This window comes from Stutzerimonas sp. S1 (assembly GCF_025966695.1).
Classification (GTDB): Bacteria; Pseudomonadota; Gammaproteobacteria; order Pseudomonadales; family Pseudomonadaceae; genus Stutzerimonas.
Genome location: NZ_JAOEIY010000007.1, coordinates 219,843 through 238,443, shown reverse-complemented (window position 1 = coordinate 238,443; position 18,601 = coordinate 219,843). Strand labels below are relative to the sequence as shown.

The 18,601-nt window shown below is 62.4% G+C and carries 18 protein-coding genes; 5 read left to right on the top strand and 13 right to left on the bottom strand.

Annotation, left to right across the window (positions count from 1 at the left end; translation table 11 throughout):
* Positions 1 to 60 precede the first annotated feature (60 nt).
* Entirely contained in the window at positions 61 to 822 is a 762-nt protein-coding gene (locus N8H22_RS16955) for an SDR family oxidoreductase (protein WP_264591677.1), read from the bottom strand.
* A gap of 222 nt (positions 823 to 1,044) precedes the next feature.
* On the opposite strand from N8H22_RS16955, the gene N8H22_RS16950 reads away from it, so the two are divergent.
* Complete coding sequence (locus N8H22_RS16950; protein ID WP_264591676.1) at positions 1,045 to 2,043, top strand: NADP-dependent oxidoreductase; 999 nt, start codon at positions 1,045 to 1,047, stop codon at positions 2,041 to 2,043.
* 4 nt (positions 2,044 to 2,047) lie between these two features.
* On the opposite strand, the gene pyrF is transcribed toward N8H22_RS16950, so the two are convergent.
* Positions 2,048 to 2,743, bottom strand: coding sequence for an orotidine-5'-phosphate decarboxylase (pyrF, locus tag N8H22_RS16945; protein WP_264591675.1), 696 nt, complete (start codon positions 2,741 to 2,743; stop codon positions 2,048 to 2,050).
* Positions 2,744 to 2,938: 195 nt separating this feature from the next.
* Here pyrF and N8H22_RS16940 point away from each other — a divergent pair, with 195 nt between their 5' ends.
* Both N8H22_RS16940 and N8H22_RS16935 read left to right on the top strand, forming a co-directional pair.
* Positions 2,939 to 3,106, top strand: a complete 168-nt coding sequence (locus N8H22_RS16940) for a DUF2897 family protein (RefSeq protein ID WP_264591674.1) — start codon at positions 2,939 to 2,941, stop codon at positions 3,104 to 3,106.
* Between the two features lie 166 nt (positions 3,107 to 3,272).
* Positions 3,273 to 5,843, top strand: coding sequence for an EAL domain-containing protein (locus N8H22_RS16935; protein WP_264591673.1), 2,571 nt, complete (start codon positions 3,273 to 3,275; stop codon positions 5,841 to 5,843).
* A 46-nt stretch (positions 5,844 to 5,889) separates the two neighbouring features.
* On the opposite strand, the gene N8H22_RS16930 is transcribed toward N8H22_RS16935, so the two are convergent.
* The 7 genes from N8H22_RS16930 to N8H22_RS16900 all read right to left on the bottom strand — a co-directional run bounded on the left by N8H22_RS16930 (position 5,890) and on the right by N8H22_RS16900 (position 11,745).
* Positions 5,890 to 6,441 carry a hypothetical protein gene (locus N8H22_RS16930; protein ID WP_264591672.1) on the bottom strand — a complete coding sequence of 184 codons (552 nt, stop codon included), beginning with the start codon at positions 6,439 to 6,441 and terminating at the stop codon, positions 5,890 to 5,892.
* Positions 6,414 to 7,844 (bottom strand): PLP-dependent aminotransferase family protein, encoded by a 1,431-nt coding sequence (locus N8H22_RS16925; protein ID WP_264591671.1) that lies wholly within the window; start codon positions 7,842 to 7,844, stop codon positions 6,414 to 6,416. Before N8H22_RS16925 ends, N8H22_RS16930 begins: the two co-directional genes overlap by 28 nt.
* A 92-nt stretch (positions 7,845 to 7,936) precedes the next feature.
* On the bottom strand, positions 7,937 to 8,707 hold the full coding sequence (locus N8H22_RS16920; RefSeq protein ID WP_264591801.1) for an OmpA family protein: 771 nt from the start codon (positions 8,705 to 8,707) through the stop codon (positions 7,937 to 7,939).
* Between the two features lie 32 nt (positions 8,708 to 8,739).
* Positions 8,740 to 9,099, bottom strand: coding sequence for a DUF4398 domain-containing protein (locus N8H22_RS16915; RefSeq protein WP_264591670.1), 360 nt, complete (start codon positions 9,097 to 9,099; stop codon positions 8,740 to 8,742).
* 12 nt (positions 9,100 to 9,111) lie between these two features.
* A complete protein-coding gene (locus tag N8H22_RS16910; RefSeq protein ID WP_264591800.1) occupies positions 9,112 to 9,936 on the bottom strand; it encodes a transporter substrate-binding domain-containing protein in 825 nt (274 codons plus the stop codon).
* Between the two features lie 129 nt (positions 9,937 to 10,065).
* Complete coding sequence (locus N8H22_RS16905) at positions 10,066 to 10,995, bottom strand: FAD-binding protein (RefSeq protein ID WP_264591669.1); 930 nt, start codon at positions 10,993 to 10,995, stop codon at positions 10,066 to 10,068.
* The gene (locus tag N8H22_RS16900; protein ID WP_264591668.1) at positions 10,996 to 11,745 is read right to left on the bottom strand and encodes an electron transfer flavoprotein subunit beta/FixA family protein; all 750 of its coding nucleotides are present in this window, start codon (positions 11,743 to 11,745) and stop codon (positions 10,996 to 10,998) included.
* A gap of 324 nt (positions 11,746 to 12,069) precedes the next feature.
* On the opposite strand from N8H22_RS16900, the gene N8H22_RS16895 reads away from it, so the two are divergent.
* On the top strand, positions 12,070 to 13,725 hold the full coding sequence (locus tag N8H22_RS16895) for an electron transfer flavoprotein-ubiquinone oxidoreductase (protein WP_264591667.1): 1,656 nt from the start codon (positions 12,070 to 12,072) through the stop codon (positions 13,723 to 13,725).
* 94 nt (positions 13,726 to 13,819) lie between these two features.
* Here N8H22_RS16895 and N8H22_RS16890 read toward each other — a convergent pair whose 3' ends face one another.
* The 3 genes from N8H22_RS16890 to N8H22_RS16880 form a co-directional block, all read right to left on the bottom strand.
* Positions 13,820 to 14,386, bottom strand: a complete 567-nt coding sequence (locus N8H22_RS16890) for a DUF1285 domain-containing protein (RefSeq protein ID WP_264591666.1) — start codon at positions 14,384 to 14,386, stop codon at positions 13,820 to 13,822.
* Between the two features lie 39 nt (positions 14,387 to 14,425).
* Positions 14,426 to 15,028: a DUF4823 domain-containing protein gene (locus N8H22_RS16885; RefSeq protein WP_264591665.1), complete on the bottom strand. Its 603-nt coding sequence runs from the start codon at positions 15,026 to 15,028 to the stop codon at positions 14,426 to 14,428.
* A gap of 133 nt (positions 15,029 to 15,161) precedes the next feature.
* Complete coding sequence (locus tag N8H22_RS16880) at positions 15,162 to 15,782, bottom strand: TetR/AcrR family transcriptional regulator (protein WP_264591664.1); 621 nt, start codon at positions 15,780 to 15,782, stop codon at positions 15,162 to 15,164.
* A gap of 75 nt (positions 15,783 to 15,857) precedes the next feature.
* On the opposite strand from N8H22_RS16880, the gene N8H22_RS16875 reads away from it, so the two are divergent.
* Positions 15,858 to 16,991 carry an aminotransferase class V-fold PLP-dependent enzyme gene (locus N8H22_RS16875; protein WP_264591663.1) on the top strand — a complete coding sequence of 378 codons (1,134 nt, stop codon included), beginning with the start codon at positions 15,858 to 15,860 and terminating at the stop codon, positions 16,989 to 16,991.
* A 206-nt stretch (positions 16,992 to 17,197) separates the two neighbouring features.
* Here N8H22_RS16875 and N8H22_RS16870 read toward each other — a convergent pair whose 3' ends face one another.
* Entirely contained in the window at positions 17,198 to 18,592 is a 1,395-nt protein-coding gene (locus N8H22_RS16870) for an amino acid permease (RefSeq protein ID WP_264591662.1), read from the bottom strand.
* Between the last annotated feature and the right edge of the window lie 9 nt (positions 18,593 to 18,601).

Genomic DNA, 18,601 nt, shown 5'->3' with positions numbered 1-18,601 from the left:
GCGAAACCCGAGGCATCCACACACTCGCGGATCGCCCAGCTCACCCACTCAAGCAGAACGCTAGATGGCCGTCGCTCCACCATCCACCGTCAGCGCATGGCCCGTAGTAAACGCCGCGCCATCGCTGCACAGATAGAGCACCGCCGCCGCGATCTCCTCGACCTTGCCGATGCGCCCAACCGGATGCATCGCCGCAGCGAACTCCGCCTTGCGCGGATCGGCCTCATAGGCACGGCGGAACATGTCGGTGTCGATCACCGCCGGGCACACCGCATTCACCCGGATGCCCTTCTTCGCATATTCGATGGCCGCCGACTTGGTCAGGCCGATCACCGCATGCTTGGACGCCGAGTAGATGCTCATCTTCGGCGCCGCCCCCAGGCCAGCCACCGATGCGGTATTGACGATGGCGCCGCCGCCCTGGGCCAGCATCAGCGGCAACTGGTGCTTCATGCACAGCCACACGCCCTTGACGTTGACGCCCATGATCGCGTCGAACTCCGCCTCGCTGCCTTCGGCCAGCCGGCCTTGCTCGATCTCGATACCGGCATTGTTGAAGGCATAGTCGAGCCGGCCGAATCGGCCCACGAGCTGCTCCAGCAATGCTCGAACCTCCTCGTCGCGCGTGACGTCGCAACGGACGAACAACGCCTCGCCACCATTTTCCCGAATCGCCGCTGCGGCCGCCTCGCCAGCGGTGTCATCGAGGTCGGCGAGAACGACCTTGAGGCCCTGCTCGGCGAAGGCCAGCGCCGTCGCACGGCCGATGCCCGCCGCTGCACCGGTAACGAGGGCGACCTGACCGGAGAATTTCATGCTCATGCTGAATAAACCCTGAAAGAGTTGGAACCTAGCCGCGCGGTCCTTACGTGACCACGGGACGATGTGCGGTCACCGTTATACCGCTCTGCGCGGCGCCGGCTAACAAGTGAACGCCGATATCACCACTCTGCATGCCGCTGCATACGCGTCAGCGGGTGCAAGTTGCGATCGGGATCAAGGGCGACTAAACCAAGCTTTTCGCTCAACGAAGGCTTGTTCGACATGCTCAATCAACAGTACCTGCTGGCCCAGCGGCCGATCGGCGCGCCAACGCGCGACACCTTCCGGTTCGTCGAGACCGACACCGGAGAGCCCGGACCCAACGAGATCCTGGTGCAGGTCGAATACCTGTCGATCGACCCCGCCATGCGCGGCTGGATGAACGAAGGCAAGTCCTACATCGCACCGGTGGGCCTCGGCGAGGTGATGCGCGCGCTCGGCGTCGGCAAGGTGATCGCATCGCAGCATCCTGGCTTCGCCGTCGGCGACTACGTGAACGGTCCGCTGGGTGTGCAGAAGTACTTTCGCGGCGAGCCGAAGGGCTTCTACAAGGTCGACCCGCAGCAGGCGCCGCTGCCGCGCTACCTGTCGGCGCTGGGCATGACCGGCATGACCGCCTACTTCGCCCTGCTCGCCGTCGGCCAGCCGAAGGCCGGCGATACCGTGGTGCTGTCCGGCGCTGCCGGCGCGGTGGGCAGCGTGGCCGGGCAGATCGCCAAGATCAAAGGCTGCCGGGTGATAGGTATCGCCGGCGGCGCCGACAAATGCCGCTTCCTCACCGCGGAGCTGGGCTTCGACGGCGCCATCGACTACAAGCACGAGGACCTCGCCGCGGGCCTGAAGCGCGAATGTCCGCAGGGCGTGGATGTGTATTTCGACAATGTCGGCGGCGACATCCTCGACGCGGTGCTCACCCGTATCAACGTCGGCGCGCGGGTGGTGCTGTGCGGCGCGATCAGCCAGTACAACAACAAGGAGGCGGTCAAGGGACCGGCGAACTATCTGTCGTTACTGGTCAACCGTGCGCGCATGGAAGGCATGGTGGTGACCGACTATATGGCGCGCTACCCGGAGGCGATGCGCGAGATGGCCGGCTGGCTGGCCGGCGGCCAGCTGAAGAGCAAGGAGGACATCGTCGAGGGCCTGGAAACCTTCCCCGAAACCCTGTTGAAGCTCTTCAGCGGCGAAAACTTCGGCAAGCTGGTGCTCAAGGTCGGCTGAGCACTCAACGCAGCTCGGCGACGACCGCGGCCAGCGCCTGCGCCGGGTCGGCGGCCTGGGCGATGGGCCGACCGATAACCAGATAGTCCGAACCCGCGGCCATCGCCTGCGCCGGGGTGAGGATGCGTCGCTGGTCGTCCTGGGCGCTGCCGGCCGGGCGAATGCCGGGCGTCACCAGTTGCAGCTGCGGGTATTGCGCCTTCAACGGCTGCGCTTCCTGCGCCGAGCAGACCAGACCGTCGAGACCGGACCGCGCCGCCAGCCCCGCCAGGCGCAGCACCTGCTCCTGCGGCGCGATGTCCAGGCCGATATCAGCCAGATCGGCCTGCTCCATGCTGGTCAGCACGGTCACGCCGATCAGTAGCGGGGTCGGGCCGCTGACCTTGTCCAGCGTCTCGCGGCAGGCCGCCATCATGCGCAGGCCGCCCGAGCAGTGCACGTTGACCATCCACACGCCAAGCTCGGCCGCCGCCCTCACCGCCATCGCCGTGGTGTTGGGAATGTCGTGGAATTTCAGATCGAGGAACACCTCGAAGCCGCGCTCGCGCAACGCCTCGACCACCGCCGGGCCGCAGCGGGTGAACAACTCCTTGCCGACCTTGACCCGGCACAACGCGGGATCGAGCTGCTGCGCCAGTGCCAGGGCAGCGTCCTGCGAAGGGAAATCGAGCGCAACGATGATCGGAGTCTGGCAAGTCATGACGAGTCCTCGGCAAAATTCGGCGCGCATTGTCGCAGAAAAACGCCGGAGCGACGAAACCCCCAGGCGTTAGTCAAACTGCTCGATGGCGCCAGCGGGCGCAAAGCGTGGCCCGGTATGCCATCACCGCGTAAAGTGACGGTACCTGCGGGCGTCACGTACAGCTCCGCTTATTTCTACCCGTGGAGAATTGCCATGCCCTGGTACTTCTGGTTGATCCTGGTGGTCGCTCTCGGCTCCATCGTCGGCAGCCTGCTCATGCTGCGCTCGACAGCCCGCAAGATCCCGCTCAGCGAAGAGCAGAAGAAACGCATCGCCGCTCGCAATGCCGAAGCGGATGCGCAGGACGCACGCGACCGCTGAATCGCTGAGACGTGCCGCTGGTTGCTATCCTGTCGTCAGGGCGACCCGCCGCGTACCCCGCGGTCATGCTAGGGAACGCCCAGCGAACGGTTTGCACGACGGGCAGCTTGTCCTGGTCGTATATCGCCACCCGCACGACCCTCCTTTTCCTCCAGATGGATGACCCATGCCAGCAGCTTCCATCCGCATCGATGAAGACCGTCCGCGAGCCCTCGCCACGTTCGCCCGTCGTATCATCCCCGGCATGCTTGGTCTGCTGGTGTGCGCGCTGCTCGGCGCCGCCATCGCCGTCGGCCTGATCGCCGCCCGCATCGATCGAGATGCCCTGGCACAGAGCCACTTCCTCGCCGGCAAGGCCATCGAGGCTCAGCGCGAGTGGATGTCGCGTTCGGTCATCGACTACGCCTTCTGGGGCGATGCCTACGCGCACCTCAACGGTAAGATCAGCCTCGATTGGGCGTATGAACAGGCCAACTTCGGTCCCTCGCTGTATCAAGACTTCGGCTACGAGGGATTGCTGGTGGTGACGCCGCAAGGTGGTACGGCTTATGCAGTGATACAGGGCGAATTGCAGCCGATCGACGCTCGCCAATGGCTCACGGGTGGATTGGACCTGCTGATCGCCCGTGCGCGAACAGCCTTCGAAGAAGAGCAAGGCGCAGTGGGGCTGCTGTCGGCCAATGGCACTCCCGCCATGGTGGCGGCGGCGGTGCTGTCGCCGGGCGACAGCAAGGTGCAGGCCGTTGAAGGCCCGGCCTCGGTGGTGCTGTTCGTCGATCTTCTGGACTCCGCACACCTCGGCGAGCTCGGCGAAAGCTATGCCATCGATGCGCTGCGTCTGCATGAGGCCACTCGGCGCCGCTCGGCACCGCAACTGGCGCTGGCGCTGGAAGACGGCACGCCGGTAGCGCTGACCTGGACACCGGCACAACCCGGGAGACTGATACTGTGGATAGCCCTGCCGATCCTTGGCCTGGTCGCCCTCGGGCTCGGCGTGCTGGCCTGGCTGCTGAGTCGGCAGGCGCTGCGCAGTGTGCAGTTGATGGAAACCAGCTACGAGCGGCTGGCCAGCAACCGTCGCGCGCTGGCTGCCAGCGAAGCACGCTTTCGCGATGTCGCCGAGGCTGCCTCCGACTGGATCTGGGAAACCGATGCCCAGGCCCGCCTGACCTATCTTTCGCGCCGTTTCAAGGAGATCACCGGTCACGACCCCGATGCCTGGGTCGGCCGCCCGCTGATCGAGCTGCTCATCAGTGACCATGCCGCCCTGCGCGACTGGTTGCAGGCGCCACAGGCAGCGCCGCTGAAATGCAGCTACCGTGCCGCCGACAGCTGCGAACGCTACTGTCGGCTCGCCGCGCGGGCGATCAGGGATGGCGGTGAGCTGCGTGGTTATCGCGGCACCGCCAGCGACATCACCGAGGAGACCAAGGCGCAGGCGCGCGTCCAGTATCTGTCACAGCACGATGCACTGACCGGGCTGCCCAACCGTGCCCGCATGCGCGATCACCTGGAGAACAAGCTAGCTTCGCTGAGCAATCCCGAATCCCGACTGACCGTCCTCTATCTCGATCTGGATCGCTTCAAGCCCGTCAACGACACGCTCGGCCACGCCGCCGGTGACGAGGTACTGATCGGCGTCGCGCAACGGCTCAAGCAGTGCATCCGTGACGATGATCTGGTGGCGCGCCTGGGCGGCGACGAGTTCGTCATGGTGCTCAGCCGCCTGGGCGAACAGGACGACATCGCCAGGCTCTGCGAGCGGGTGATTGCCGCCATCGGCGAGCCATTCTTCTACGAGGGCAACAAGGTCTACATCGGCACCAGCATCGGCGTTGCCACCGCGCCTACCGACGGCAGACTCGCCAGCGAACTGCTGCGTTGCGCCGACATTGCCCTCTACCAGGCCAAGACCGACGGCCGTGGCACCTGGCGGGCCTATTCAAGGGAGCTGGATCAGCGTCCCTATGATCGGCATCGCCAGGAGGATGACCTGCGCCGGGCCATCGCCGAACAGCAGTTCGAGATCTACTATCAGCCGCGCTACCGAAGCGAAGGCCTACGCATCAACGGCGCCGAGGCCCTGCTGCGCTGGCGACACCCCGAGCGCGGACTGTTGCTGCCCGAGGCTTTCATTCCGCTGGCTGAAGAGGTCGGCGTAATTGCCTTGCTGGGTGGCTGGGTGCTGCGCCAGGCTTGCCGCGAGGCCACCACCTGGCCGGGGCAGCCGGTGGTATCGGTCAACCTGTCCCCACTGCAGCTGCGCCACGATCGCTTCCTCGACGAGGTGAAGGCGGCGCTCGCCGAAAGCGGACTGCCGGCCGCGCGGCTGGAGCTGGAAATCACCGAAAGCGCTCTGCTGCAGGAAAACGACGACACCCTGGCTCTGCTCGGAAAACTCAAAGCACTCGGCGTACGGTTGGCCATGGACGATTTCGGCACCGGCTACTCGTCACTGAGCAACCTGCGCAACTATCCGTTCGACGTGATCAAGATCGACAACAGCTTCGTCGGTGGCATCCAGCAGAACGCCGAGGACCACTCGATTGTTCGCGCGCTGATCGACCTCGGCCGAGGTCTGAACCTCGAAGTGACGGCCGAGGGAGTGGAGACAGCCGAGCAGCTGCGCCTGCTACAGGACGACGGCTGCACCGAGGTGCAGGGCTTCCACATGAGTCGCCCGTTGCCGGTTGCAGCACTGCACGAACTGCTGGCTCGTCAGCCTGAGGAAGCGTGAGCGAAACGGTCGCATCCGGCCAGAATGCGGCCCTGCAAGGACAGGGTCAGCGCTTGAATTCGAACTGGATTTCCGCCCCCTCGATCAGCGGTTCGTCTTCCTCCTCGCCGGTAATCAGTCGACCGCTCATCTGAACGGAGCGCTTCGGCTCGCTGAACAGTGGCGGCAGCAGGCTCATTGCCTCCGAAGAATCGTCCACCTCGAATTCCTTGGCCCAGTCCGCTGGCAGGCTAAGGTCGAGTTTCGGCTCGTTCAGCTCGATCTCCTCGACCTGCACCGGAACCGTCTTTTTCTGCGTACTGGGCGCAGCCGGCGGTTCGGGAACGCTGATCGTGACCTCAGGCTTGACTATCTCGCCCTGCTGCGTTGTCGGAGCGGCCACTTCGATCTGCAGATCCGGCGGCGTTTCGGCCGAATCGCTTGCCGGCACGGACGGCTGCTCCTGCGGGACAGGCGCCGGCGGCACGTTCTCCTTGTCGCAGGCGGTCAGCAAGAGCAGTGCAAAAGCCACCAACACAGGTTTGACCATCGAGGCGCTGTTCCTTTGATTCGCGCGCACCGCGCGTGCCGCTATTGTGCCTCCCGGCAAAGGTCGCAAGCCAGCCCACCCAAGGTGCTCAGCGCTCGCTCGGTCTCATGATTCCAAGGCAAGCCGCAGTTCAGGCGGATGCAGTGGTTGAACTGCTCGGTATTGCTGAAGATCAGCCCCGGCGCAATGCTGATTCCCTGCGCCAAAGCCCTCGCGTGCAGCTCCTTGGTGTTGACCCGTGCCGGCAGGCTGACCCACAGAATGAAATTGCCCTTGGGCCGCGTCATCTGGGTGCCCTCGGGGAAGTAACGCTGCACCGCCAGCTGAAACGCCGACAGGTTCTTGCGGTACTCGTGACGAATGAAACGCAGGTGGCGGTCGTAGCCGCCATTCTCCAGATACGCTGCCACGCCCATCTGCGTCACGCTGCAGGCTGAGTGAGTGCTGAAGGTCTGCAGGCGTTGCACCTCGGCCTGGTGACGACCGGCAATGATCCAGCCGATCCTCACACCGGGCGAGAGGGTCTTGGAGAAACTCGAGCAATAGATGACCCGCCCCTCCCGATCATTGGACTTGAGCGCCTTGTACAGGCCCTGTTCGAACATCAGCTCGCCGTAGATATCATCCTCGACGATCTGGATATCGAAACTCGCGGCCAGGCTGAGCAATTGCTTCTGCCGACTGTCGGGCATGCTGACACCGAGCGGATTGCTCAGCCGTGCGGTCAGGACCAGCGCCTTGATCGGCCACTGACTGGCGGCCAACTGCAGCGCTTCGAGGCTCATGCCGGTATCCGGGTCGCTGGGAATCTCGATAACCTTCAATCCGAGCAGGTCGGCCAGTTGCAGCAGCCCGTAATAAGTCGGCGACTCGGCGGCGATAAGATCGCCTGGCCGGGTCAGCACGCGCAGCGACATCTGCAAGGCATCGACACAACCGTGGGTGATGACGATCTCGGCCGGGTCCACCACCACGCCAGCATCACGCATGCGAATCGCCACCTGCCGGCGCAGTGGTTCGTAACCCGGACTGAACATGTAGCTGAACGCCCGTGGACTGTGGAAGCGGGTCACTTTGGCCAGTTGTTGGTGCAGAGCCCGCACGGGCAGGTAGTCCACATGCGGCACGGCAGCACCTAACGGAATGAGTCCCTCCCGGCGCGACTCGCTGAGCACCTGGTTGATGATGCTGCTGCGGGTGACCAGGGTCGGACGCTCGACCTGGGCGATGTCCGGGGTCGGCGCGGTCAGCATGGGTGTCTGATGCACGTAGAAGCCCGACTGCGGACGCGCGCGGATCATGCCCTGGTCTTCCAGGTTGGCATACGCCTGCAACACGGTGGCATGGCTGACATTGAGCTGCAGGCTCATCTTGCGCACCGAGGGCACTCGCTCACCCGGGCGATAGACGCCACGCCGAATATCCTCGGCCAGCTGCTGAGCGATGCGCTGATAGAGCAACAGATTGGTCATTTTGCCGGTCCCCGCCAACTGAACCGTAACAGTAGCTCACCAGCTACAAATGCAACCAATACAGTTACAAAATGACTGAGCGAAACAGCTGCTCAGCGATCAGCGCCGAGCATGCCCTGAGCATCGGAGAAGAGGATTTCCACGCGGCGATTCTGCGCACGGCCGCGCGATGAAGCATTTTCCGCGATGGGGAATCCTTCACCATAGCCGCGCACCTGGATGCGCTGCGGGGCGATACCCAGATCGATCAGGACATCGGCGACCGCCTGTGCTCGCGCGCGCGACAACGCCAGATTCTCTTCCGCCCCACCGCGGCTATCGGTATAGCCCTCGATGCGCACTCGCCGCTGCGGGTTCAGCTCGAGGAAATGCGCCAGCTTGAGCAGGGTACGATTGGCCTCGCGTCCAAGTTCGTCACTGCCTGCACGGAACAGCACGTCGCCCAGCGTCATCACCAGACCGCGATCCGTCTCGGTCGCGGCCATGCTGATCATCTGGTCCTCGCCCCAACGGCCCTGTTGCTGCGCGCTCAGCAAGCGGGCGTCACGCACCATCCCGAGTAGCCGCTCGCGCTCCATTTCCAGCTGCATGACACGCTGCTGATGCTCCAACAACGCGCCGTGCTGCCGGGCAATCTCGCTGTAGCTCAGGCTGAGGTACGCATAATGCTGAGCGTTCTCGGCGCCGCCCCAGAATTCGGCAAAGCGCTGAGCCCGCCCCAGCGAGTCGCCGGCGCGCGCGACGTCCTTCGGAGCGCCGCGCTGGATCTGCGGGTCATTGCTGACCTTGGCGAACGCGACCGCGGCCTGCGCAAGTTGCTGCTCGACGTCCGGATTGGCACAACCAGCGAGTCCGGCCAGCATGGCGCATGTGATGACATGCAATCGAAGCGTTCTCACCGTAGATCTCCCAGCTGGCGGCGCAGACGCTCGATGCGTCGAGTCAGCTCCGCGACCTGCTCGCTGCCCTTCTCATTCAACACCCGAGCCTCGGCGAGACGGGCATCCAGCTCGGCCTGCTCGCTCAACAGGCGTGCCTGCCGGTAGTCCTCATCCGCCATGGCAGCACGCGCCGCGGCCAGCTTCAGCTCGGCAAGCGCCAGCTCCGCGGTCTGCTGATTGGCGCCGACCGCCCGCGCTTGCAGCACGGCCTGCTCGGTCAGGCGCAATTGTTCGAGCGGAGCCGGATCGCTGGCACAGCCGCTCAGCGCGGTTAGCGACAAACAGAGGGCGACACAGGAAAGTGCAGTTTTCACAACGAAGAAGTCCTACTGTTGCGGTGTTTTCGCCGACCCAACCTGCTGGCTCTTCCAGCGTTCCAGGTTGCTGACGAGCAACTGCTCGGGCACCCCGGCGGCGCGCAATTCTGTCATCTTCCGTGCCAGTTGTCCCCGCAGCCACGGATCGTTACAAGCTGAGTTATGAGAAACGGCCAGGTGCATGTCCTGGCTGAGTACTGGGGGTTCCAGCCGCTGCACCTTATCCATCAGCCCCAACGTGCCAATCCTGGCAAGCGCGCTGTAGCGCTCATGCAGCACGTAATCGGTACTGCCGGCGACCAGTTGCTGCATCGCCTGAGACAAAGCCGCAGTAGGCTGCAGCGTCAGCTTCTGGCTGGCGAAGGCATCGAACTCGCTATCAAAACGGTTTCCGCTGACGAAGGTGCCACTGTGCCCGGCGAGGTCTTCACGGCTTGAATAGAGGAAACCTGGCTCGTTGCGTACCCAGGCCACCGTCTGCAACGGCGCGATGGCGGGATGCACGAAATCCATCTCGTCCAGACGCTGCACCACCAGTCGGGCGTCGGCCAGCATATCAACCCGACCACTTCGGACCTCGTCGAGCGCCTTGCCGGCGTCGCCGCTATAGAGCAGCTCGACCTTCACTTCAAGCGCCTTGCCAATCTGCTTGAGCAGGTCGGCATTGGCTCCGATCAGACGCTTCGGATTCTGCGGATCGCGCCAGAGAAACGGCGGATTATCCGCAGCGCCGGTGGCGATCAACCGTTCGCATTTGCCAGCAGCGACTGCCATGACCGGCGATGCCAGCGCCAGCAAGAGCAGAGCCGATTTCAGCCGAATGCCAAACTCCATGAATGACACCTTAATCGAAAGAGTGAAAAGACCCCCGAGCGAGGGGCGCGGCGTGATCTTAGCATCCACCCCCCATCCGTTCGCCCATAAAAAAACCCGCTCGAAAGCGGGTTTTCTAGGGCCGGTCAATCAGACGAGCTTTTCCAGCTCCGGCACGATCTCGAACAGATCGCCCACCAGGCCGTAATCGGCGACCTGGAAGATCGGCGCTTCTTCGTCCTTGTTGATCGCGACGATCACCTTGGAGTCCTTCATGCCGGCCAGGTGCTGGATCGCACCGGAAATACCGACGGCGATATACAGCTGCGGCGCGACGATCTTGCCAGTCTGGCCGACCTGCATGTCGTTCGGTACGAAACCAGCATCGACCGCGGCGCGCGAGGCGCCGACTGCCGCGCCGAGTTTGTCGGCCAGCGAGTACAGGTGCTTGAAGTTCTCGCCGTTCTGCATGCCACGGCCGCCGGAAATGACGATCTTGGCTGCGGTCAGTTCGGGACGGTCAGACTTGGCCAACTCTTCGCCAACGAAGGTGGACTTGCCAGCGTCGCCAGTACCAGAGATTTGTTCGACGCTAGCGGAACCGCCTTCAGCACTGACGGCGTCGAAGCCGGTGGAGCGCACGGTGATGACCTTGATCGCAGCACTGGACTGCACGGTCGCGATGGCGTTACCCGCGTAGATGGGACGCTTGAAGGTGTCGGCGCTCTCGACGGCGACGATCTCGGAGATCTGATCGACGTCCAGCTGAGCAGCGACGCGCGGCAGGAAGTTCTTGCCGTTGGTGGTGGCAGCGGCCAGCACGTGGCTGTAATTCTTCGCCAGATCGGCGATCAACGGCGCGACGTTCTCCGGCAGCTGGTTGGCATAGGCTGCATCGTCGGCGACCAATACCTTGGCGACGCCCTCGATCTTGGCCGCCGCCTCGCCGATAGCACCGCAGCCGCTACCGGCTACCAGCACATGGATGTCGCCGCCGATGGCTTTGGCGGCCGCAACGGTATTCAGAGTCGCAGCCGCGAGGACGGCGTTGTTGTGTTCAGCGATAACCAGGATAGTCATTTAGATTACCTTCGCCTCGTTCTTCAGTTTCTCGACCAGTTCAGCCACGGACTTGACCTTGATACCGGCGCTGCGGGCGGCCGGCGCTTCGACTTTCAGGGTCTTCACGGTGGAAGTGGTGGTGACACCGAGTGCATCCGGGGTCAGCGTTTCCAGCGGCTTCTTCTTGGCCTTCATGATGTTCGGCAGCGACGCGTAGCGCGGCTCGTTCAGGCGCAGGTCGGTGGTGACGATCGCCGGCAGGTTCAGTGCGACGGTCTGCAGACCGCCGTCGATCTCGCGTGTCACGTTAACCTTGTCGCCAGCCACTTCCACCTTGGAGGCAAAAGTACCCTGGGCATAGCCGGTGAGGGCGCCGAGCATCTGCCCGGTCTGGTTGTTGTCGCTGTCGATGGCCTGCTTGCCAAGGATGACCAGCTGCGGCTGTTCCTTGTCGACCACGGCCTTGAGCAGCTTGGCCACGGCCAGCGAGTTCAGCTCTTCACTGGATTCGACCAGCACGGCGCGATCGGCGCCCAGCGCCAGTGCGGTGCGCAGCTGCTCCTGGGCAGCGCTCGGGCCGATGGAGACGACAACGATTTCGCTCGCCACGCCTTTTTCTTTCAGGCGCACGGCTTCTTCCACGGCGATTTCGCAGAAGGGGTTCATCGACATCTTGACGTTGGCCAGGTCAACGCCGGAGTTGTCCGCCTTGACGCGAACCTTGACGTTGTAATCGACCACTCGTTTGACAGCTACAAGAACCTTCATGGATTCCTCGTTACTCTCCGGAGATTAGATTTATCGCCGAGGCGAACCGGCCAGAGGCCTGGGTTCCGATAGCCCTTCTGGCTGTTCGGCGAGCGCAAACTGTCCCGTATCTTGACTGCAGGCCCTAGCGGGGTCAACAACGCATATACCCGCGCATAAGCCGCAGCGGGCCGATTCTAGCAGGCTTGCAGAAAATTCAAACAAACGTTTGTATTGGACCGATTCCGGCGTCTATATATAATGCGCCGGCTCGGCTCGGTCAGGGATGAGCACAGCCCTCCACCACCTTTTATAACAACCAAGCCTTGAGTAGGAGAAAGCCCTATGGAACGCGAATACATGGAATTCGACGTGGTGATCGTCGGTGCCGGCCCAGCAGGCCTGTCCGCCGCCTGCCGACTGAAGCAGAAGGCTGCCGACGCCGGCCAGGAAATCAGTGTATGCGTTGTTGAAAAGGGATCCGAAGTAGGCGCCCATATTCTATCCGGCGCGGTATTCGAGCCGCGCGCACTGGACGAGCTGTTCCCTGACTGGAAAGAGCTCGGCGCACCGCTGAATACCCCGGTCAAGCGCGACGATATCTATCTGCTCAAGAATGCCGACGCCGCCAGCAAGCTGCCGAACCTGCTGGTTCCAAAGACCATGCACAATGAAGGCAACTACATCATCTCTCTCGGCAACCTGTGCCGCTGGCTCGCGCAGCAGGCCGAGAACCTCGGCGTCGAGATCTATCCAGGATTCGCGGCCCAGGAAGCGCTGATCGACGAGAATGGCGTGGTGCGCGGTATCGTCACCGGCGACCTCGGCGTCGATCGCGAGGGCAATCCTAAGGAAGGGATGTACACCCCGGGTATGGAGCTGCGGGCAAAGTACACCCTGTTCGCTGAAGGCTGCCGCGGGCACATCGGCAAGCAGCTGATCAATCGCTTCCAGCTCAACGCCAATGTCGACCCGCAACATTACGGCATCGGCATCAAGGAATTGTGGGATATCGATCCTGCCAAACACGAGCAGGGCCTGGTGGTGCATACCGCCGGCTGGCCGCTGGACGATGAGAATACCGGCGGTTCCTTCCTCTACCATCTGGAGAACAATCAGGTAGTGGTCGGTCTGATCGTCGACCTCGCTTACAGCAACCCACATCTGTCACCGTTCGACGAGTTCCAGCGCTACAAGCACCACCCGGTGATCAAGCAGTATCTGGAAGGCGGCAAGCGCGTTGCTTATGGCGCCCGCGCCATCGCCAAGGGCGGCCTGAACTGCCTGCCGAAGATGGTTTTCAACGGCGGCGCACTGATCGGCTGCGACGCCGGCACCCTGAACTTCGCCAAGATCAAGGGCAGCCACACGGCCATGAAGTCCGGCATGCTCGCCGCCGAAGCCGCCGCCGACGCGCTGCTGGCCGGGCGTGAGGGCGGCGACGAGTTGACCGCCTATGAAGAAGGCTTTAAGAACAGCTGGCTGTACGACGAGCTGTACAAGAGCCGCAATTTCGGCGCGGCGATCCACAAGTGGGGAGCCATCAAAGGTGGCGCCTTCAACTTCATCGACCAGAACATCTTCGGCGGCAAGATCCCCTTCACCCTGCACGACACCAAGCCGGATCACGCCTGCCTGAAGCCGGCCGCCGAGGCGAAGAAGATCGATTACCCGAAGCCGGACGGCAAACTGAGCTTCGACAAGTTGAGCTCGGTGTTCCTTTCCAACACCAACCATGAAGAGGATCAGCCGGTTCACCTGAAACTGACCGACCCGAACATCCCGATCCAAAAGAACCTGCCGCTGTACGACGAGCCCGCGCAGCGTTACTGCCCGGCCGGCGTCTATGAAGTCGTCACCAATGACGATGGCAGCAAGCGCTTCCAGATCAACGCGCAGAACTGCGTGCACTGCAAGACCTGCGACATCAAGGACCCCGCCCAGAACATCACCTGGGTGGCGCCGGAAGGTACCGGGGGCCCGAACTACCCCAACATGTAACTACTGTTCAGCAAAGAAGGCTCCCATGGGAGCCTTCTTGCTTTCTATCCGACGCCGCATGCGTCCAGATCACGGACCGCTGCAACGCATCGCGCTACTCCGCCGGACCGATCGGAAAGAACTCTCCCCCGCTCCAGACACCCAGCCAACTCTGCCCATCAATCTGCCGCGGCACCGCCAGCTCAACCAGTTGATAGAAGACGTTACGGTGGACCAGAGCCTCCAGGTCGGCGCGCACGTGAACGTAGGGTGACGGCTCCTGGGTTTGCGGGTTCAACTCGACACGCAAGCGGTGCTCGCGCCCTAGCTGGACCTCGTCCTCGACATTGGTAACCATGCGCAGCTGTTGCCGCTCGCCCTGTCCCGCCACGTCCAGACGAACCGCCACGAAGGGTGCATCATCAACCTGAATACCCACCTTCTCGACCGGCGTAACCAGAAAATAGTCATCGCCATCGCGACGCAGCACGCTGGAAAACAGCCGCACCATCGCCGGTCGGCCAATCGGTGTGCCCAGGTAGTACCAGCTCCCATCACGGGCGATGCGCATGTCGATGTTCCCGCAAAAGGGCGGGTTCCAAAGGTGTACCGGTGGCAGAGCCTTCTTATCCGCTTTGGGGATTTGCCCCAGCAGGTCTGCTGCTCTGGTGGATTCGCTCATTCGTTTACCTCCGCCTGATCAGCTCGCCAGCATTGCAGCTCAGTCACTGAGCCCCAGCAGCCGCCGAGCGTAGTCCTGCATGGGTGGCCCGAGCAGCTGGTCCGGCTTGGCGTCGTACAGGTTCAGCAGTCCTCCTCGCGCGCGGATGCGAGCCGTGTCGACCAGATAACGCGTTCCGGTTTCCACCAGCATAAGCTGCACCACGCCAGTATCCACGCCCAGTCGATCGACGGCTCGCTGGTCGTTTAGCTCGTCGAAACTGCCGATACGATCATCCGCCGCGGCAAAACGCGTATACAGCAAATAATGAGCGCCAACCTCGGCCGCCTGGTTCATCGCCTCCTCGAATCCGACCGGCTGCGCCGAGCGTCGCACCATCGGAAAGTACTCGACAAACCCTGCGAACGTTTCTTCCGCGACCACGTTAGGACGCGGATAACCATTACCGGGCGGAACGAAGTGGCCCTGAGCAATATAGATGAAGGAATCCGCCTGCAGGCGCCACGGGCTGGCGCGGCGGGTTTCGCTGTGATCAAGAATGCCCGCATCGCGCAGGTGATAACGGGTGCCCTCGGCCATATCGCTGACCTTCATGCAGCCGGTCAGGGCCAGCGAGCCTAGCAACACGTACAGCAATCGCATCTGGTTATCTCCAGCCGGTGACAGGAAGCCGGCATATCCTCGCGAGGATGCAGCTTCCACGCCATATCGCGCCTCTGTACCCGCCTGCCCGGTGCACGGAACCGGCGCCAAACTAAGCCGGCACGGGCAGTCCTCAGTCGCGCTTACGCTTGTTACCCATGCGCACACCGATGTCCATGAGGAACTGGAAAAAGCCTTCCTGATCTTCCAGCACGTTGCTCCAGAACGGCGAGTGATACAGCGCGACCGCGCCGTGTACCAGCGCCCAGGCTGCACAGTAGTGAAAATAGGGGGGTACGTCCTCCAACTTGCCCTCGGCGATACGCCCCTCGATGAGCTGCGTCAGGCGCTGGAAGTTGGATGCGCGGATACGGTGCAGTTCCTCCACCATCTCCGGTACCTGATTGCCCTTGACGACCTTTTCTTCCAGACGATCGAACAGGCGATAGCGCTGCGGGTCGCGCATGCGGAACTCGAAATACGCACGCGACAGGGCCTCCTTGTCACGGTCCACGTCTTGCGAGTGGAGCAGCTCGTTCAGATCGCGCTCATAATCGAGCATCAGGCGCAGGTAGATCTCGGCCTTGGACTTGAAGTGCTTGTAAATGGTCCCTTTGCCGATGCCCACGGCATCGGCAATCATCTCCACCGTGACGCTGTCTTCACCCTGCTCGAGAAACAGCTGCAGGGCGGTATCGAGTATTTCCTGTTCGCGACGACGGAATTCGCGAACCTTGCGAGGTTCAATCTGCATAGGAAAGGCTGCTGGCGTTAAAAATGAGATGGCCATTATGCCTATCCAGTCATGAAATGCACGGGACATCCAGCCATGATTCAATTTAGTGACGAATTTCCACATCCGGTCGGATTGCGATATCTGAACCATGCAGCCGTCGCGCCCTGGCCTCGCCGTGCGGCTGACGCAGTAGCGAGATTCGCTGACCAAAACATGACCATCGGTGCGCGCGACTATCCGGACTGGCTGCACATTGAGAGCCGCCTGCGTGAACGCCTGGTTCGGCTGCTCAACGCCCCTAGCAGCGCGGACATCGCCCTGGTGAAGAACACGTCGGAGGCACTGTCGTTCGTCGCTTTCGGCCTGGACTGGAAGCAAGGCGACCAGATCGTCATCAGCGACGAAGAGTTTCCCTCCAACTGTGTCGTGTGGGAGGCATTACGCCCACAGGGCGTGGATGTCATTCAGGTCAGTCTCAAGGGTCTGGATCCGGAAGCGGATCTGCTAGCCGCCTGCGGCCCGCGGGTGCGCCTGATGTCGATCAGCGCCGTGCAGTACGCCAGCGGCATGCGCCTGAATCTTCCGCGCCTGGGCGAAGGCTGCGAGCAGCGCGGCGTGCTCCTGTGCATCGATGCAATCCAGCAACTGGGCGCACTACCGTTCGACGCGCAGCAGAACCGCTGCGCATTCGCCATGGCCGATGGACATAAATGGATGATGGGGCCGGAGGGACTCGGCGTGTTCTATTGTCGGAGCGATTTGCGCGAACAGTTGAAGCTGCACGAGTTTGGCTGGCATATGCTCGAACACGCTGGCGACTATGATCGCAACGACTGGGAGCCGGCACGCACAGCCCGTCGTTTCGAATGCGGCAGTCCCAACATGCTTGGCACGATGGCGCTGGAAGCGAGCCTATCGCTGCTCGAGGAGGTCGGCATCCCGAGTGTCGCCAACGCATTGGCGGAGCGCATCGACTGGCTACGCCAAGGCTTGGCCGGCATCGATGGCGTCACGCTGCTCAGCCCAGGAGCCGGTGAACGCAGATCCGGCATACTCACATTCCGCCTCGACAACCGACCCAACCCGGAATTGTTCGAGCAGCTGAAATCCGCCCAGGTCGTCTGCGCGATGCGCGGTGGTGGCATTCGCTTATCGCCGCACTTCTACACTCAGACGCCGGTCATCGACGATACGTTAAGCCTGATCCGCAGCCTTGCCCGTGGCTGAGCGATCAAGCACAAAGTGATGTATTCCAAATAGGTTTAAGAAAAACAAGGCCATTCGCGGCAGAACTCGCTGATCGGACTAATACTTGAGAGCACTGGTGAGGCATTCCCCCCACTGCCTGACCAGCTGAGAGCGCGAGGATTGCGCTCTCATACTCCTAATGGTCTTGACCCGGCTTCCTCAGGATCCGGGTTTTTTTTGCCCGCTCAACCGATACGGACTGCCCGGGCACGGCGCAGGCGAAAGCACAGCCAGAGGAATGCGACCCAGAACGGAATGGCGTACACCGACAGGCGAATACCCGGAATAAACAGCATGATGACCAGGATGCCAGCCACGAATGCTAGGCAAAGGTAGTTACTGAAGGGGAACCAGAATGCCTTGAAGCCGGGCTCCACACCGCGCTGCTGCATTGCCTTGCGGAATTTCAGATGCGCCAGGCTGATCATCGCCCAGTTGATTACCAGTGAGGCCACGACCAGCGACATCAGTAGTTCGAGCGCATTCTGCGGAGCCAGATAGTTGATGGCCACACAGAGCAGTGTCACTGCGGCCGATACCGCGATCGCCAGTACCGGCACACCGCGACGATTGACCTTGAGCAACGCCCTCGGCGCGTCGCCCTGCTCGGCCAGACCATAGAGCATGCGGCTGTTGCAGTACACGCCGCTGTTGTAGACCGACAGCGCAGCGGTCAGCACGACGAAGTTGAGCAAGTGCGCCGCCGTATCGCTGCCGATCAGCGAAAAGATCTGCACGAACGGGCTGCCGCTGTACGGATCGCCTGCTGACCCCAGGGTCTGCAGCAAGCTATCCCAGGGATAGAGCGCCAGCAGCACGCTCAAAGCACCGATATAGAAAATCAGAATGCGATACACCACTTGGTTGATCGCCTTGGGAATGACCGTTCTCGGCTCCGCCGCTTCCGCCGCGGTGATTCCGACCAGCTCAAGCCCGCCAAAGGAGAACATGATGATCGCCAGCGCCATGACCATGCCACTGATGCCATTGGGGAAGAAGCCGCCATGACTCCACAGATTGCTGATACTCGCCTGTTCGCCCCCCTGGCCGCTGAACAAAAGGAACAGTCCGAGCACGATCATGCCGATGATCGCAGCGACCTTGATGATGGCGAACCAGAATTCCGCCTCGCCGAAGGCCTTCACATTGGTCAGGTTGATCAGATTGATCAACACGAAGAACACCGCCGCCGTCGCCCACGTAGGCATCTCCGGCCACCAGAATTGCACGTACTTGCCGACTGCCGTCAGCTCGGCCATACCCACCAGCACATAGAGTACCCAGTAGTTCCAGCCGGAGAGAAAACCCGCATAAGGCCCCCAATACTGGTGGGCGAAGTGACTAAATGAGCCGGCCACTGGCTCTTCAACGATCATCTCACCGAGCTGGCGCATGATCAGGAAGGCGATCAGACCACCGATGGCGTATCCGAGAATCATCGACGGGCCGGCGCTTCTCAGCACCCCTGCCGAGCCGAGGAACAAGCCGGTACCGATCGCGCCACCGAGCGCGATGAGCTGAATGTGACGATTTTTCAGGCCACGCTGAAGCGGGCCGGCATGCAATGTATCGCGGGTCATTGCGCCACC

What these genes read in the sequence shown, in the direction of transcription:
- N8H22_RS16880 (WP_264591664.1), bottom strand. Translation starts at nt 15,782, where the DNA reads ATGCAGATTGAACCTCGCAAGGTTCGCGAATTCCGTCGTCGCGAACAG.
- N8H22_RS16890 (WP_264591666.1), bottom strand. Translation starts at nt 14,386, where the DNA reads ATGAGCGAATCCACCAGAGCAGCAGACCTGCTGGGGCAAATCCCCAAA.
- N8H22_RS16895 (WP_264591667.1), top strand. Translation starts at nt 12,070, where the DNA reads ATGGAACGCGAATACATGGAATTCGACGTGGTGATCGTCGGTGCCGGC.
- N8H22_RS16910 (WP_264591800.1), bottom strand. Translation starts at nt 9,936, where the DNA reads ATGGAGTTTGGCATTCGGCTGAAATCGGCTCTGCTCTTGCTGGCGCTG.
- N8H22_RS16875 (WP_264591663.1), top strand. Translation starts at nt 15,858, where the DNA reads ATGATTCAATTTAGTGACGAATTTCCACATCCGGTCGGATTGCGATAT.
- N8H22_RS16950 (WP_264591676.1), top strand. Translation starts at nt 1,045, where the DNA reads ATGCTCAATCAACAGTACCTGCTGGCCCAGCGGCCGATCGGCGCGCCA.
- N8H22_RS16925 (WP_264591671.1), bottom strand. Translation starts at nt 7,844, where the DNA reads ATGACCAATCTGTTGCTCTATCAGCGCATCGCTCAGCAGCTGGCCGAG.
- N8H22_RS16905 (WP_264591669.1), bottom strand. Translation starts at nt 10,995, where the DNA reads ATGACTATCCTGGTTATCGCTGAACACAACAACGCCGTCCTCGCGGCT.
- N8H22_RS16935 (WP_264591673.1), top strand. Translation starts at nt 3,273, where the DNA reads ATGCCAGCAGCTTCCATCCGCATCGATGAAGACCGTCCGCGAGCCCTC.
- N8H22_RS16900 (WP_264591668.1), bottom strand. Translation starts at nt 11,745, where the DNA reads ATGAAGGTTCTTGTAGCTGTCAAACGAGTGGTCGATTACAACGTCAAG.
- N8H22_RS16870 (WP_264591662.1), bottom strand. Translation starts at nt 18,592, where the DNA reads ATGACCCGCGATACATTGCATGCCGGCCCGCTTCAGCGTGGCCTGAAA.
- N8H22_RS16920 (WP_264591801.1), bottom strand. Translation starts at nt 8,707, where the DNA reads ATGCTGGCCGGACTCGCTGGTTGTGCCAATCCGGACGTCGAGCAGCAA.
- N8H22_RS16940 (WP_264591674.1), top strand. Translation starts at nt 2,939, where the DNA reads ATGCCCTGGTACTTCTGGTTGATCCTGGTGGTCGCTCTCGGCTCCATC.
- N8H22_RS16885 (WP_264591665.1), bottom strand. Translation starts at nt 15,028, where the DNA reads ATGCGATTGCTGTACGTGTTGCTAGGCTCGCTGGCCCTGACCGGCTGC.
- pyrF (WP_264591675.1), bottom strand. Translation starts at nt 2,743, where the DNA reads ATGACTTGCCAGACTCCGATCATCGTTGCGCTCGATTTCCCTTCGCAG.
- N8H22_RS16955 (WP_264591677.1), bottom strand. Translation starts at nt 822, where the DNA reads ATGAGCATGAAATTCTCCGGTCAGGTCGCCCTCGTTACCGGTGCAGCG.